Raw genomic sequence first — 13,700 nt, forward strand, 5'->3', positions numbered from 1 at the left:
GATCAGAATTGTATTGACACGCTCATACAAAGCGATCTATTATTTCGATAGTAGAAATATATTTCGCATATGGAAATTATTATGCCAGAAAATAGCCATCTAACCACTTCGGGTTTACCCAAGGGGAGTGATCAGTTTGTAGAGGCCTTTGCTCGGGGATTGTCTGTCATCAAGGCGTTTGGGCCTAACCATCAATTTCTTACGCTCAGCGAGGTGGCGCAGCGTACCGGGCTGACAGCAGCAGGTGCGCGCAGGCTGCTTTACACCTTGATTACATTGGAATATGCACGTGTTGATAATCGCAAATTCAGCCTGACGCCTGCCGTGTTGGAGTTGGGCTATGCATACCTGGCAGCACTTCCGTTATGCGACCTGGCTCGGGTGGCGGTCGATGAGTACATGGAGAAAACAGGGGAAATTTGTACCGTATCAGTCATTGATCGCAACGAGATTGTGTATGTTGCGCGCGCTGAAATGCCAAGTCCGCTGTCCCGGCGTCTGGGCGTGGGGGAAAGGCTTCCCGCCCATGCGACCTCAAGTGGGCAGGTATTATTGGCCAGTATGGGAAGTGATAGTCTTGACGCATATCTGGCGCAGGCGCCGTTCGAGCGCTTTACCAAATTTACAATTATTGAAGCTACGCCGCTGAAGAAAGCGATCAATCATGCGGGCAAACAAGGATATGCCTTGGCGAATCAGCAGTTGGAGCTGGGCATTTGCGGTTTGGCCGTGCCGATCAGGGATGACAGGAACAAAATAGTGGCGGCGCTGACAACCAGTCTTAATCTGGCACGTCATGAGTATGAGTCGATACTGGAAAAATTTTTACCGATCATGCAGCAAACCGCAAAGAACATCAGCCGAGGACTTGGCCATCAATTGACTTAATGGCTGGCATGACTTGGGTCGATCGCCGATCGTGTTACGGAACAAGCCAGCGCCGCCGAAAGGCTTGACTGACTTATCCACGATCTTCCCAGGTGTATCTATTGGTTTTATATGGCGGTTGCGGGATTATTTAATTTGCAAGTTTAATTTCTGCATCACGGATGAGTTTCCCCCAGGAGTCATGCTCGGATCGGGCGAAGCTGTCCAATTGCTGCTGACTCATTGGCATGGGCTGGATCCCAATTTCAGAGAATTTTTTCTGGATTGTGTCTGAAGTAAGTGCATCATTGAGCGCTTTGTTCAGAATGTCCAGTTTGTTCTTTGGTAGGCCTTTCGGTCCCACAAGGCTTTGCCAGGCGTAGGCTTCGAAACCTTTGATGCCTGCTTCATCAAAGGTGGGCACGTCGGGCAAGATGTCCAGTCGCTCTGGTGTCGCGACGGCCAGCACTTTCATTTTCTTTGCCTGAATCATGGAAATGGAGGGGGGCAAATCGACGAATATTGAATTGACCTGACCACTGACAAGATCCTGCACTGCCGGTGCTGAGCCTTTGTATGGTACATGTAACAGATTCAGTTTCTGCTTGTGGTTGAATAATTCAAGTGCCATATGTAAGGGTGAGCCATGGCCCGACGAAGCTGATGTGATCTTACCCGGTTCCTTGTTTACCATGTCTACGAACTGAGACAGGTTATTGGCTGGAAAAGAATTGTTTACCGCCAGAACAATAGGCATTTTTCCAAGACCTCCGATAAAAGAAAAGTCTTTCATCGCGTCATAGGTAAGCGATTTATATAAAGCAGGATTGAACGCCAGTGTTCCGGAATCAACCGTGCCAATGGTATAGCCATCTGGCGTAGCACGAGCAATTGCTGTGGCGCCAATAATGCTTGCTGCACCGGGTTTATTGTCAATCACGATTGTTTGTTTCAGGGCTTTACCCATTTCCGTGGCCAAGTGTCGTGCCATGACGTCTGTTGTGCCGCCTGCGCTGTACGGTACGATCCAGCGGATTGGCTTATTGGGAAAGGTTTCGGCCTGGGATTGAGCGGAAAACAGCAGCGTAAAGCCTATTGCTACGGACTTGATTAATTGGATTTTTTTCATCTTGGTCTCCTTTTTTAACGAGGTAATTATTTGACTTGCTCAGTTGTTTCCAGTTTGTAGGCAAGAGATAAAAACAGAATTTGTGCCAAACACGTAGTTGCCGTCAGCGTTCTGAAGGATAGGGTCTGGTTATCTGTAGAACACAGCAGAAGATTTGTGAAATGACTGATGGGAGATAAGGCACTGTCGCTGATAAGTACGATTTTTGCACCTGAGTCTTTTGCGTGACGAAGACAATTTTGGGTTTCTCCTGCATATGGTGCAAAGCTGATGGCAAGTAATACATCCTCGCTATTCATCGTCCGCATGTATTGTTCCGGAACTCCGCCAAGCCCGTTGAGAAAAACGACTTCCCGTTCAAGATTCTGTAATGCATAGACCAGATAGGAAGCGATAGGCAGCGATCGTCCCATGCCTGCAATATAGATTTTTCGTGCCTGAGCAAGCGCTGTAGCAGAGTCGTTCAGTATGGTCTGATCCAGACTACCCTGCAGATCCTCCAGGCTTTTTATTCCGCTGGAGACCAGTTTGTCGGTCAATGTCAGGGAATCATGGGCGTTGTCATCGGAAAGTTCCTTGCGGATGCGTTCCCGATATTGTTGATGCTTGGGAATAACGGTGAGCAATTGGTCCGTAAAAACAGACTGCATGTCACTATAGCCCTTGAAACCAAAACGCTGGGCGAAACGAACGACAGCCGAGGATTGCACAGCACAGGCCTGGGCAATGTCCTGTACCCGCAATACAGGAATTTCATCCTGATGGCTTTCGACAAAGGTGGCAATCACCTTGAGTTGCTTTGGCAAATCGTTGTACTGACTGACCAACGCGTTCAAAAATTTTTCCGCAGTCATTGAGAGTTTATGTAGTGTGGTTAGGTTGTATTGTAATGCAATTGGAATAATAATTCTATTAATTTAAAAAATAGAAATATTGTTGCATTTTTCGCCAGATGTCGCTAAAGTGGCGCTTCAGCTTCCATTGGCAGGTTTAAAGAAAAATGACCGTAAACAAGCATCTTCGTTTTCAGGAAAATAGAGATTTTGACGTGATCTGTCTGGGACGGCTAGCCGTAGATTTATATGCGGAACAAATCGGTGCCAAACTTGAGGATGTTCATTCATTTGCCAAGTACCTCGGAGGTTCTTCAGGCAATATCGCATTTGGAACAGCCCGTTTAGGCTTAAAGTCATCCATGCTGACCAGAGTGGGTGACGATCATATGGGCCGATTCCTGACACAAACACTGGAAAATGAAGGATGCGACACCAGTCACGTGCGCGTCGATCCACACAGGTTGACTGCTTTGGTGCTGTTGGGCATTAAAGACAGGGACACGTTCCCTTTGGTTTTTTATCGTGAAAATTGTGCAGACATGGCCGTTTCAGAAGCAGATTTTTCGGAAAGTTATATTGCGTCTTCAAGATCACTGCTCATTACCGGAACCCATTTATCCAATCCAGATGTATTGCGTACCAGTCAGATAGCGCTGAAGTATGCTCGAAAGCATGATGTTAAAACGGTACTCGATATCGATTATCGTCCCGTATTATGGGGTCTGACGGGCCAAGCAGATGGGGAAACCCGGTATATCGCAAGTGAAGCCGTATCGGCAAAACTGCAGCAAGTGCTGGGTGAATTTGATTTGATCGTTGGCACAGAAGAAGAAATCCAGATTGCCGGTGGTGCCTCTGATATCGTTGACGCACTCAAGGCTATTCGCCGGGTGACCGCAGCGACTATTGTGCTTAAAAGGGGGGCTGATGGTTGCAATGTTTTTGAACATGAAATACCAGATCAATTCCCACCTGTTTATCCGACATTCAAAGTGGAAGTATTTAATGTGCTGGGGGCAGGTGATGCCTTCATGTCAGGATTGCTCAAGGGATGGATTGATGGGGACAACTGGGAACAAACATGTCGTCTGGCCAATGCTTGTGGTGCACTCGTTGTATCCAGACATGGATGCGCACCGGCGATGCCAACGCTTGCTGAACTGGATTACTTTTTTTCGCGAGACAGGAGCAGGGAAAACCTGGAAAAAGACGAACTGTTGCACAGATTGCATCGAGTCTCCCGCAAGCGTAAGGAACTGAAGAATATTTTTGTTTTTGCATTTGATCATCGCAGCCAACTGATTGAGTTGGCCGACCAAGTCGGTGTTGATCAGAAGAAAATATCAGCATTGAAATCGCTGTTTGTTCAAGCCGTCAGTGAGTCTGAACAGAAATACCGCCACTGTCTCGGGCCAAATGATGCAATAGGTATTCTCGCTGACGAGCGATTAGGACAGGATGCGCTTAATGAAGCGACTGGACGCGGCTGGTGGATCGGACGGCCAGTAGAGTTGCCGGGGTCCATGCCTATCGAGTTCGAATACGGACGTAGCGTCGGCTCGAATCTAAGCCACTGGCCGAACGAGCATATTGTCAAATGCCTTGTTTATTACGACGTCGATCAACCGACATCGATGAGAGATGAGCAGGAAGCACAGATGCTGTCGCTCTATCAGGCTACGCAGAGCAGTGGTCATGACTTGCTGCTGGAAATCATTCCGCCAAAAGATGAGACCAAAAGCCGGGATGAGCAAATTATCCGTGCCATCGATCGCTTATACGAAATTGGTATTCTGCCAGACTGGTGGAAAATTGAAGCCCTGTCTTCGGGTGGTTGGCAAATGCTGGACGAGCTCGTTAAGAGGACAGATCCGTTTTGCAAGGGTGTTGTTCTGCTTGGACTGGCAGCGCCGCTGGCAACGATTGCGAAGAGTTTTGATGTGGCAGCCAAATGGTCTTTGTGCAAGGGCTTCACTGTGGGGCGATCGATCTTTCATGAACCTAGCAAAGCCTGGCTGGAAGAATCAATCAACGATGACCAGTTAAAAGATTTGGTACGGGAAAATTTCGAATTTCTGTTTGAGGCCTGGCTTGCTGCCAGATCGGGACAAGAAGGGGAACGTTAATGACATTGAAAGTGAAAGCAAGTATTGATACCCTGGTGGCGGATGTGCCAATGGGCGCGAGCGGACTGACTTATGTCGGCTTTCAGGCGTATCGGTTCGATGAGCCGCAAACCAGGGTATTTCGCAGTGAGGCCAATGAACTGTGTCTCGTTATTCTCAGTGGTAAGGCGTCGCTGCAGGTCAAAGGGCCGGATGGCACTTATCAATGGGACGATTTGGGTGACCGTATTTCGGTTTTCGAGGAAAAGTCCCCTTATGCCGCATACATTGCTCCGTATTCAGAAGTGCTGGTAACAGCACAGCGTGGTTGTGAGCTGGGGGTTGCGACGGCTCCTGGAAACAATGGGCAATATCCTTCCCGGCTGATTCGGCCAGAAAGCATGAAAAGGTCTAGTCGTGGGCAAGGAAGTAATACACGGCATGTATGCGATATCCTTCCTGAAACCGAACCGGCTCATAGCCTGTTGGTTGTCGAAGTCATCACGCCACCGGGAAATTCTTCAAGCTATCCGCCTCACAAGCATGACCGTGATGCCATTCCGAAAGAAAGCGCATTGGAAGAAACGTATTACCACAGACTGAACCCACCCCAGGGTTTCGCATTCCAGCGGGTATATACGGACAATCGTGATATTGATGAGGCGATCTGTGTTGAGAACCATGATGTCGTCAAGGTTCCCAAAGGCTATCATCCTGTAGTAGTACCGCATGGTTATACATCATATTATTTGAATGTAATGGCCGGACCTAAAAGAGTGTGGCATTTTCATAATGATCCTGAACATGAATGGATGCTAAAGGGTTGAGCCATAAAATCGTTCAGAAAATTCCCGATCTTTCTCAACGAAATGGCCATGTTGTCGATTTATATGGCGCGTTGCCGGTTTCGCATACATTCGAAGTCGTGCCGGGTTTAGGGCATGAGGGCCCGCGTATCTTGCGCTCGCCGGCCGGGTTGCGTTGGATTTTCGATGTACGCAAGGCGGCGCGTTAACCGGGCGTCAGACGCGCGCCTGTTTAATCCGGTCTGAACGAGATGCCTGCCAGGTCCAGCACGGTGTCAGTCAGTGGCGGATCCGGCAGGTGGATCGCGCCGCCTTCAAGCCAAAGGGCATGCTTCAGCGGGCTGGCCGTCAGGCCGAGATAGAAGGTCTGTTCGGCAGGAAAAGCATCGAGTCCGACGGGGCAACTGGCGGCCCATTGCAGATTGATCAGGGTGCCAAGCGCACTTTCTGCATAAATGCCGACTGTGGTTTTTGCACCGTGTTGGGCAGCCCGCTGGCGGATGCGCTGTGCTTCACCCATGCCGATTCGCCCAGGCTTGGTGCTCAGCGCCAGGGCGCCTGCCTGTAAAAAACGTTCCGCATCCTGTTCAGTGGTACAGGCGCGATCAATCAAAATCGGCAGTGGCGACTGCCGTTGCAACGATTCAAATAATGATAACGATTCGAGCGGGCAGGGGTCCTCGACGTATTGAACGCCGCAAGCAGCTAATTGTTCCAGATAGTGCGGCGTTTCGGCGGGCGTGTATTGGCTGTTGGCATCCACCACATACCGGCAGTGGGCTGGCAGGGCGTCGTGTAAGGCGCGAAGCACCGCGAGGTCGGTCTTAACACCTTGTCCGCCCTTGACTTTAAAACTGCAGAGGCCATGGCGCGTGTATTGCTCCAGGGCTTGCGCCACCATTCGCGCGGGGGATTGCCGGGTCAGTGTCCAGGCAACGTCAATCTTGGATTGTCCCTGCGTAAAGCGCCAGCATGGCTGTTGATGGGCCGCCGCGCGCAGCAGCAGGGCGGCGGTTTCGATCATGCCCTTGGCGAGCCGGTTTTCGGGAATGGGCGCAAGCGACCGGGCCACGGCCTGAGCGTCACTCAAGTCGGTGCCGGCCAATTGCGGTATCAGTATGTCATCAAAGGCGGCCTGCAGCATGGCGGGCGATACCCCAGACCAGGTCGCCTTGAGTGTGCCTTCGGCATAGCCGGCCTGTCCCTGTTCGTTGCGCAATGTTAGCAAGGCGTACACGCCTTCATTTTCGACCGCGTTGGCCCAACGGATGGTGTGAACGTACGGGATACGGTAAAAGCGCAGCGACCAATCGGCTAACTTCATCAGTTGGTCCTGATTTGGGCGGATTTGACAAGTTTTCCCCAAACCTGCATTTCCTGCTCGACATGGGTCTTGAAGGCATCCCCGGTCGTGCCAAGCATTTCGACGCCTTCGGAAGTGAACGTGTCGGAAAATGTCTTGTTGCGAATGATTTTATTGAACGCGCTGTTCAGTTTTTGAACAATTGCTTTTGGCGTTCCGGCGGGCGCCAGATATCCCCACCAGCCTTGCGCATCATAGCCGGGCACGGTTTCTTGAACCGTGGACACTTCGGGCAGCGATGACATGCGGTTCTTGCCGGTGGTGGCGAGCGCCTTGACGCGCCCGGGCTTCAGGTAAGCCATCGAGCCGGGATAGGTGCCGAAGGTTACGTGAACCTGTCCGCTGGCAACATCGTTCAAGCCTTGTGCCAGGCCCTTGTATGGGATATGCATGATGTCGGTCCCCGTCAGCTCTTTGAGCATTTCACCCATCAGGTGCGCCGAGCTGCCATTACCGGTGGAGGCATAGACGTATTTACCTGGTTCCTCTTTTACAAGTGAAATAAATTCGGCCACGTTATTTGCCGGCAGTTTTGGCGTGGCGATCATCACATAGGAAGATGTGGCGGCCAGCGTGATGAACTCAAAACTCTTGAGCGGATCAAACGGGAGTTTCTTGACCAATGAAGGAAGGATCGAGTGAGCTGCTGCGGCTTGCAGCAATGTGTAGCCATCCGGATCGGCTCGCGCGACAAACTCGGTGCCAATCGCCGTGCCGGCGCCGGGCTTGTTTTCCACAATGACGGTCTGCTTGAGTTCCTCACCGAGGTATTGCGCCATGCGACGAGCCAGAATGTCATTGATCGCGCCTGGCGTATACGGCACGATGATGCGAATGGTGCGATTCGGGTAATTGTCGGCGGTTTGCGCCTGGGCTGAAAAAACCGCGCCGACGGTCAGGGCGAGCAAGGCGAATGGACGAATTTTTTTCATATTTTGTCTCCTCTTCAGAGGTTTTTGTGGTTCTTGTGAACCGTTTGGTTTGGTTTCAATAAGAAACTATATATTTTGAATTTAAAACCATATAGTTTCTTTTATCAACTATAATTCAGTTGCAATCAACTTTCAACTGGTATTTATATGGTTTCATAAAGAAACTATAGATAGATGTATAAAGAAACTAATAATTGGCAAGAATTCGATTTAAATCACAAGTGAATATTCATGAATGTTTCGACTTTCAATACATACCAGACCATCCATAAAACCGCGACGCGTTGTGAAGAAAACGATGGTCGGCCACAAGCAATCTCCATTGCCTATTGGGTGCGGGGAAAAGGGCCGCTTATTGTCATGTTGCCGTCGCTGGGACGGGACGTGGAAGACTTCGAGCCTGTTTCGGCGCTCCTGGCTGAGGCTGGCTATCGTGTCGCCTGCCCGAGCCCGCGGGGCATTGGAGCAAGCACTGGGCGCATGGATAAGCTGACACTGCATGATTTCGGTCGTGATGTCGTGTCGGTGATCGACGCCGAAGGCGGGGAGCCGGCCTTTGTTGCGGGACATGCTTTCGGCAATTGGACGGCCCGCATTGTCGCCGTTGACCGTCCGGATCTTGTCCGCGCGGTGATTATTCTGGCTGCCGGGCCGCGCGTGGTAGCGCAAGGACCAGGCGCTGGCCTGTCGCATTGCATGGATCAAAGCCTGGATGTATCTGTGCGACTGGACTGGATCAAAAAGGTGTTTTTTGCCGAAGCGAGCGATGCGTCCGTTTGGCTGGATGGATGGTATCCTGAAGCAGCCAATGCCCATCGCGCCGCCAAGGCGGCAACACCTATCGACAACTGGTGGGGAGCAGGCAATGCCAGGATCCTGGATGTCCGGGCGCTGGATGATGCCTTCGCGCCGCAAGAAGCTGGTTGGCAACTAAGCCAGGATCTGGGAACGCAACGGGTAACGACAGTAGCGATCGCCAATGCAGGTCACGCCTTGCTGCCGGAACAGCCGGTGGCCGTCGCAGAGGCGATTAAAGCGTATCTCAAGGATTTTCAGGATTGAATGTAGTCGTTGCAGAAAAATTCGCACTTACAACGCATTGCTCCCAAACAGTCGCGTCCTCTACTCCTTTGAGACAGCAGACCTGTGCTAGCCCACTCTCGCCTTGTGCGCTAATAGCCAGGTTTTGACGTCGGTTGTCGGGATGCCTTTTTGGGCGTTGTAGGTCGTGGCCTTGTCCCACCACATCCCGTCGCCGAGCGCGAATGCCACTCTATACCGAGCCATGACGTCCTCGGGACGCCGTGCAAGATCGATGCTGAGTTTTTCTTTTGTCAACAGGTCGCGCTTAAAAGTGCGCTCCGTAACTTCCTCCACGATTGTAGCTAGCTGGCTGTACGAAACTGTGTCGCTGGCTACAAAGACTACCTGGTTCATAATCCTGGGGTGCTCAAGCAGGATTTCGGTAGTTAGACGGCCAATATCGTCAGGCGTTGTTACGGTAACTTTTGTTTCCCAGCTACCCAAACCGCGTACGATGCCTCTTTCAAAATCAATTAGACCTGTTGTTGGTTCAAACAGGAAACTTGTGAACATGCCGGTTGAAACAATCACCCATTCGGTTTTCGATTGGGACCGTAGTATGTTCCTGACGTCGTATTGTTCATCGAACACTGGCTGGCCGCTGCCTTTGCCGATGACGTCATAGTCCACGCCAAACTGCCAGGGAAAATAGCGACGGACGCCGGCGGCAAGAACGGCTTCGGTCAGTTTGATTTGGGTGCCCGGCCCGGCGACGAATCCGGTGCAATTGATCACAGTATGAAATTGACCGAACACCTGGATGAGATCTTCAACGGCGCTGTTCATAAGATCGAATGGCAGCAAACGTGCACCCATGGCACGCAGTTCTCCGTACTTCTGTGCTTGTCCCTGTGTAGGGTGATCCAATGACTGCGGAGATACCAGCACGGCAAGCGGGCAGCCGGCATTTTTCTGGCGTGGGGCAAGATAGCGCAAGATAGCCATTCCCAGTTCTCCTGCGCCTAACACTAAAATATTGTCCATGTTGACGTTCTCAGGCAGCTCGTTCATAAGATAGATGTCCTTTATGGTTTAGGATGATTGTTGCAGTTTTCTTGCATAATATGCTGGCAGTGCATTCAGCATGAGGGAAGGGGTTGCGGCAAAGTAGTAATTCTGAGTATAGGTGGTGTGTGTTCGATTCGTAAGCCCCATTTAATTGCTTTCAAAATTGCAAAAAATGGGATAATGAAGCAACTTATAAGCTTAGCGGAGGACGCCGGTGGATAGAATTCGGGTCATGCAGATATTTTGTCGTGTTGTCGAATCTCACAGTTTTGCGGGTGCGGCAATGAGCCTGTCAATACCTCGTTCCACAGTAAGCAGGGCAATTCAAGACCTGGAAGCTTTTCTTGGCGTCAAACTATTGCAACGCACGACACGAACGCTCAGCCTCACACCCGATGGCAGTCTTTACTACGATCACTGTATTGCAACGCACGACACGAACGCTCAGCCTCACACCCGATGGCAGTCTTTACTACGATCACTGCATTGCAACGCACGACACGAACGCTCAGCCTCACACCCGATGGCAGTCTTTACTACGATCACTCTATTGCAACGCACGACACGAACGCTCAGCCTCACACCCGATGGCAGTCTTTACTACGATCACTGTATTGCAACGCACGACACGAACGCTCAGCCTCACACCCGATGGCAGTCTTTACTACGATCACTGCCAACATGTACTGAACGAGGTTCAGCGGATGGAAGCAAATTTATCGGGCAACGCACTCAAGCCTCGGGGTCGGTTACGAATTGGCATGACGTCGTCCTTTGCACGATTGGTTGTTTTACCCGCTATAAAGACGTTTCAGGCTAGCTATCCCGAGATTGATGTAGTACTGACACTTGGCGACCGGCCTGTAGAGTTGATACAGGAGGGAGTCGACTGTGTAGTACGGGCCGGCATACCAACGTTTTCGGCGTTGTTGGTGGCGCGCAAGATAGGTAGTTTCGAATGGCTGATTTGCGCCTCCCCTGACTATCTACAACAATACGGCGCACCGCGCTCACTGGAGGACCTGGCACATCACCAAGTGATCGAATTTCATTCAGGGCTCACGGGCAGGGCGCAGAATTGGCGCTTTGTCTTGAATGACGAGGAGCGCGAAGTCGGTGTAAAAGGATCTCTCGCTGTGAACGATACCGATGCCTACGTGACATGTGCTCTTGAGGGGCTTGGATTGATACGCATTGCCAGCTTTCTTGCAGTACAACACCTGCGTGCCGGCCGCCTGGCTCAGGTCCTTGAACAGTACAAGGCCCCGTCAGTTCCTCTGTCAGTCATTTATCCTCAAAACCGGCATTTGTCTTCGGCGGTGCGAGCTTTCGTCCATTGGGTTGGCGAACGCGTGCACAACGTGGCAGCAGACTGGGATTGGCGTCCCTGAGTCTTCCTAGGAAATTGGCATGATTATCCGCGCTATTTGACCGTCTCCACATACATGCCGTCCCTTTGCCTGGCCTTAGCGCAGTTCAAATCCCAGATTATTAAGCGCTTCAACCAGACGATGCCGTCCTGCCATCGCGTCCGGGCCGCGAACACGATTCAAGGAATGCAGATCCCAAGGGCCGCTGTTTTTCATGCCCTGCGTCGCGTAAAACTCTGCCATGGTTGCGTTATAGCTTTGCGTCGAGGCATTAAGGGCAGATGCATCATACTTCTCCTTATGAAGGACTGCAGCCTGAGCAAGGCGTGGTTTGATCGACGCGGGCCTGAGTACATCCGGATAGCCAATACACATGCCAAAGGTTGCGAACGCATAATCAGGTAAACCAAGCTCCTTGGCGACTTCCTCTGGATGATTGCGCATCCCACCGATATAGACGACCCCAAGACCCATGGATTCGGCCGCGAGTGCGGCATTCTGCGCGGCAAGCGCTGAATCGATAGTTGCAACCAGGAACGTTTCCAAATGATCAAGACTGGCATGAGGCACACCGCGCTTGAGGCCCAGGGATTTCAGTCGTGACAGATCGGCCACCCAGACAAGAAACAGCGGGCAGCGCCGAATGTGTTCCTGGTTTCCTGCCAGTTGGGCCAGCCGCTCCTTGCGCGCTGGATCCTGCACCGCCACCACACTCCATGTCTGCAAATTGGAGGAAGACGATGCAGATTGTGCAGCAGCAACAAGCAGTTCGAGCGTATTGGGTTTCAGCACTTCGTCGGTATATGCACGGACGGAGCGGTGGTTGAGTATGGTCTCGATCGTTGTGTTCAATTCTTCTGAGACGAACGATGCTTTCTGATAACGTGCATATACGAGGTCTTGCGGAGCACTGGAGCTTATGGAATGGTTCATGAATTTTTTACTCATAGATTTAACGTGATAGCTGGTTTTGGAATAGTAATTAATCAACCTTGATTCCAAGCTGACGGATCAATGGAGTCCACCTGTCCATCTCACTTCGTATGAAAGCGTCCAGCTCTTGAGGCGTGGAACTGACCAGTTCCATGGCTGAAAGTCGATCGCCCAACCCGGGAAGGGCCACAATCCGGCGAATTTCGGCATTCAGTTTCGCAACGATGTCAGGTGGTGTGCCCGCTGGCGCCAGCAGGCCAAGCCATTCTGTCGTAACCACATCTATCCCTTGTTCCTTGAATGTAGGAATATTGGGCATGGAAGGGTAACGTTTCTCGGAAGAAATACCCAGAGGCTTGACCTTCTTGCTTGTATATTGCTCCCACGCCTGGCCTACCGTCGCGAAGGTCATGGGTATATGACCTGCCATTGTGTCCATAAGAGCCGGGGTACCGCCTTTGTAGACAACATGTTGAATGTCTATGCCTGTATTCTGTTTCAGCAGTTCGGCGGTCAAATGCGTCATAGACCCGGTCCCGGCAGATCCGAAGCTGATGACATTCGGCTGGCGTTTGGCCAACGCAACCAGTTCGGTCAGATTATTGGCTTCAAATCCCGGATTGGCGTAGGCCACGATAGGCGTGCGAGCCATCAGACTGATGGGCTGAAAATCCTGTAGCGTGTCATAGGGCATCGTTGAGCGCATGGCCGGGTTGGTCGTGTGATTGCTGACCGAAATGATGAGCGTATAACCGTCTGCCGGCGATCGGGCCAGCGCGGTCGTTCCGATCAAGGTGGATGCGCCGGGTCGCAACTCAACCAGTACCGGTTGCCCCCAATGCTCCTGCATTTTCTGGCCGATCGCGCGTGCAAACGTGTCTACCGGCCCGCCCGCCGCAAAGGGTACGATGATCTTGATTGGCTTTTCCGGATACTTGTCAGCAGCCGAATTAGCGAATGAGGTACTGGCAATACACAAGCCGATTGTCGTGGCAACCGACAGCAAGCGCGTCCGTCGTCTAAGGTTTACCTTCATCTCCGTGTCCTTTGAAAGGTTGTTGTGTTTCGTGTCGCAAAAACCATTGCATCCGCTGTCTTTATTGATCGCATTATATCGGCCTACGTTTCTCAATATAACGCCTTAGTATTTCGATATTCGAAACACTGTTTTTCCCCTGCGCATTGTCGGGAGGCAGCATAATCCACCAGAGCGTTGATGCCATTGATGGAGAAATTTTATTTAAATACACGGATTGCACTTCGTTCAT

General features: G+C 51.2%; 11 protein-coding genes and 3 pseudogenes. 7 read left to right on the forward strand and 7 right to left on the reverse strand.

Annotation, left to right across the window (positions count from 1 at the left end; translation table 11 throughout):
• Positions 1-69 precede the first annotated feature (69 nt).
• Positions 70-888 carry an IclR family transcriptional regulator C-terminal domain-containing protein gene (locus INT32_RS11240; protein ID WP_193088814.1) on the forward strand — a complete coding sequence of 273 codons (819 nt, stop codon included), beginning with the start codon at positions 70-72 and terminating at the stop codon, positions 886-888.
• A gap of 130 nt (positions 889-1,018) precedes the next feature.
• On the opposite strand, the gene INT32_RS11245 is transcribed toward INT32_RS11240, so the two are convergent.
• Together INT32_RS11245 and INT32_RS11250 are read right to left on the reverse strand one after the other, a co-directional pair.
• Complete coding sequence (locus tag INT32_RS11245; RefSeq protein WP_193088815.1) at positions 1,019-1,996, reverse strand: tripartite tricarboxylate transporter substrate binding protein; 978 nt, start codon at positions 1,994-1,996, stop codon at positions 1,019-1,021.
• Positions 1,997-2,022: 26 nt separating this feature from the next.
• Positions 2,023-2,850 carry a MurR/RpiR family transcriptional regulator gene (locus INT32_RS11250; protein WP_226816919.1) on the reverse strand — a complete coding sequence of 276 codons (828 nt, stop codon included), beginning with the start codon at positions 2,848-2,850 and terminating at the stop codon, positions 2,023-2,025.
• A 146-nt stretch (positions 2,851-2,996) separates the two neighbouring features.
• Here INT32_RS11250 and iolC point away from each other — a divergent pair.
• The 3 genes and pseudogenes from iolC to iolB form a co-directional block, all read left to right on the forward strand.
• A pseudogene (gene iolC, locus INT32_RS22375) lies at positions 2,997-3,944 on the forward strand (5-dehydro-2-deoxygluconokinase); the annotation flags it as partial.
• A gap of 57 nt (positions 3,945-4,001) precedes the next feature.
• Positions 4,002-4,958: pseudogene (locus INT32_RS22380) on the forward strand (2-deoxy-5-keto-D-gluconate 6-phosphate aldolase domain-containing protein); the annotation flags it as partial.
• Entirely contained in the window at positions 4,958-5,764 is an 807-nt protein-coding gene (gene iolB, locus INT32_RS11260) for a 5-deoxy-glucuronate isomerase (protein ID WP_193088818.1), read from the forward strand. The pseudogene INT32_RS22380 and the gene iolB, both read left to right, overlap by 1 nt.
• A gap of 211 nt (positions 5,765-5,975) precedes the next feature.
• Here iolB and INT32_RS11265 read toward each other — a convergent pair whose 3' ends face one another.
• A complete protein-coding gene (locus tag INT32_RS11265) occupies positions 5,976-7,067 on the reverse strand; it encodes a mandelate racemase/muconate lactonizing enzyme family protein (RefSeq protein WP_193088819.1) in 1,092 nt (363 codons plus the stop codon).
• The gene (locus INT32_RS11270; protein WP_193088820.1) at positions 7,067-8,038 is read right to left on the reverse strand and encodes a tripartite tricarboxylate transporter substrate binding protein; all 972 of its coding nucleotides are present in this window, start codon (positions 8,036-8,038) and stop codon (positions 7,067-7,069) included. Before INT32_RS11270 ends, INT32_RS11265 begins: the two co-directional genes overlap by 1 nt.
• A gap of 231 nt (positions 8,039-8,269) precedes the next feature.
• Here INT32_RS11270 and INT32_RS11275 point away from each other — a divergent pair, with 231 nt between their 5' ends.
• Complete coding sequence (locus tag INT32_RS11275) at positions 8,270-9,100, forward strand: alpha/beta fold hydrolase (RefSeq protein WP_193088821.1); 831 nt, start codon at positions 8,270-8,272, stop codon at positions 9,098-9,100.
• A gap of 87 nt (positions 9,101-9,187) precedes the next feature.
• On the opposite strand, the gene INT32_RS11280 is transcribed toward INT32_RS11275, so the two are convergent.
• On the reverse strand, positions 9,188-10,132 hold the full coding sequence (locus INT32_RS11280; protein WP_193088822.1) for an aromatic alcohol reductase: 945 nt from the start codon (positions 10,130-10,132) through the stop codon (positions 9,188-9,190).
• A gap of 229 nt (positions 10,133-10,361) precedes the next feature.
• Between INT32_RS11280 and INT32_RS11285 the strand changes: the two are divergent.
• Positions 10,362-10,517 (forward strand): annotated as a pseudogene (locus tag INT32_RS11285) (LysR family transcriptional regulator); the annotation flags it as partial.
• A 199-nt stretch (positions 10,518-10,716) separates the two neighbouring features.
• Positions 10,717-11,520 carry a LysR substrate-binding domain-containing protein gene (locus tag INT32_RS11290; RefSeq protein WP_193088823.1) on the forward strand — a complete coding sequence of 268 codons (804 nt, stop codon included), beginning with the start codon at positions 10,717-10,719 and terminating at the stop codon, positions 11,518-11,520.
• Between the two features lie 75 nt (positions 11,521-11,595).
• On the opposite strand, the gene INT32_RS11295 is transcribed toward INT32_RS11290, so the two are convergent.
• Together INT32_RS11295 and INT32_RS11300 are read right to left on the reverse strand one after the other, a co-directional pair.
• Positions 11,596-12,432: an NADPH-dependent oxidoreductase gene (locus tag INT32_RS11295; RefSeq protein WP_193088824.1), complete on the reverse strand. Its 837-nt coding sequence runs from the start codon at positions 12,430-12,432 to the stop codon at positions 11,596-11,598.
• 49 nt (positions 12,433-12,481) lie between these two features.
• On the reverse strand, positions 12,482-13,468 hold the full coding sequence (locus INT32_RS11300; protein ID WP_193088825.1) for a tripartite tricarboxylate transporter substrate binding protein: 987 nt from the start codon (positions 13,466-13,468) through the stop codon (positions 12,482-12,484).
• Between the last annotated feature and the right edge of the window lie 232 nt (positions 13,469-13,700).

This window comes from Advenella sp. FME57 (assembly GCF_014897675.1).
Lineage (GTDB): Bacteria > Pseudomonadota > Gammaproteobacteria > Burkholderiales > Burkholderiaceae_B > Advenella.

Bases quoted from the DNA above. Each gene is read 5' to 3' on its own strand.
- INT32_RS11270 (WP_193088820.1), bottom strand. From the start codon at position 8,038: ATGAAAAAAATTCGTCCATTCGCCTTGCTCGCCCTGACCGTCGGCGCG.
- INT32_RS11265 (WP_193088819.1), bottom strand. From the start codon at position 7,067: ATGAAGTTAGCCGATTGGTCGCTGCGCTTTTACCGTATCCCGTACGTT.
- INT32_RS11300 (WP_193088825.1), bottom strand. From the start codon at position 13,468: ATGAAGGTAAACCTTAGACGACGGACGCGCTTGCTGTCGGTTGCCACG.
- INT32_RS11280 (WP_193088822.1), bottom strand. From the start codon at position 10,132: ATGAACGAGCTGCCTGAGAACGTCAACATGGACAATATTTTAGTGTTA.
- INT32_RS11245 (WP_193088815.1), bottom strand. From the start codon at position 1,996: ATGAAAAAAATCCAATTAATCAAGTCCGTAGCAATAGGCTTTACGCTG.
- INT32_RS11290 (WP_193088823.1), top strand. From the start codon at position 10,717: ATGGCAGTCTTTACTACGATCACTGTATTGCAACGCACGACACGAACG.
- INT32_RS11250 (WP_226816919.1), bottom strand. From the start codon at position 2,850: ATGACTGCGGAAAAATTTTTGAACGCGTTGGTCAGTCAGTACAACGAT.
- iolB (WP_193088818.1), top strand. From the start codon at position 4,958: ATGACATTGAAAGTGAAAGCAAGTATTGATACCCTGGTGGCGGATGTG.
- INT32_RS11275 (WP_193088821.1), top strand. From the start codon at position 8,270: ATGAATGTTTCGACTTTCAATACATACCAGACCATCCATAAAACCGCG.
- INT32_RS11240 (WP_193088814.1), top strand. From the start codon at position 70: ATGGAAATTATTATGCCAGAAAATAGCCATCTAACCACTTCGGGTTTA.
- INT32_RS11295 (WP_193088824.1), bottom strand. From the start codon at position 12,432: ATGAACCATTCCATAAGCTCCAGTGCTCCGCAAGACCTCGTATATGCA.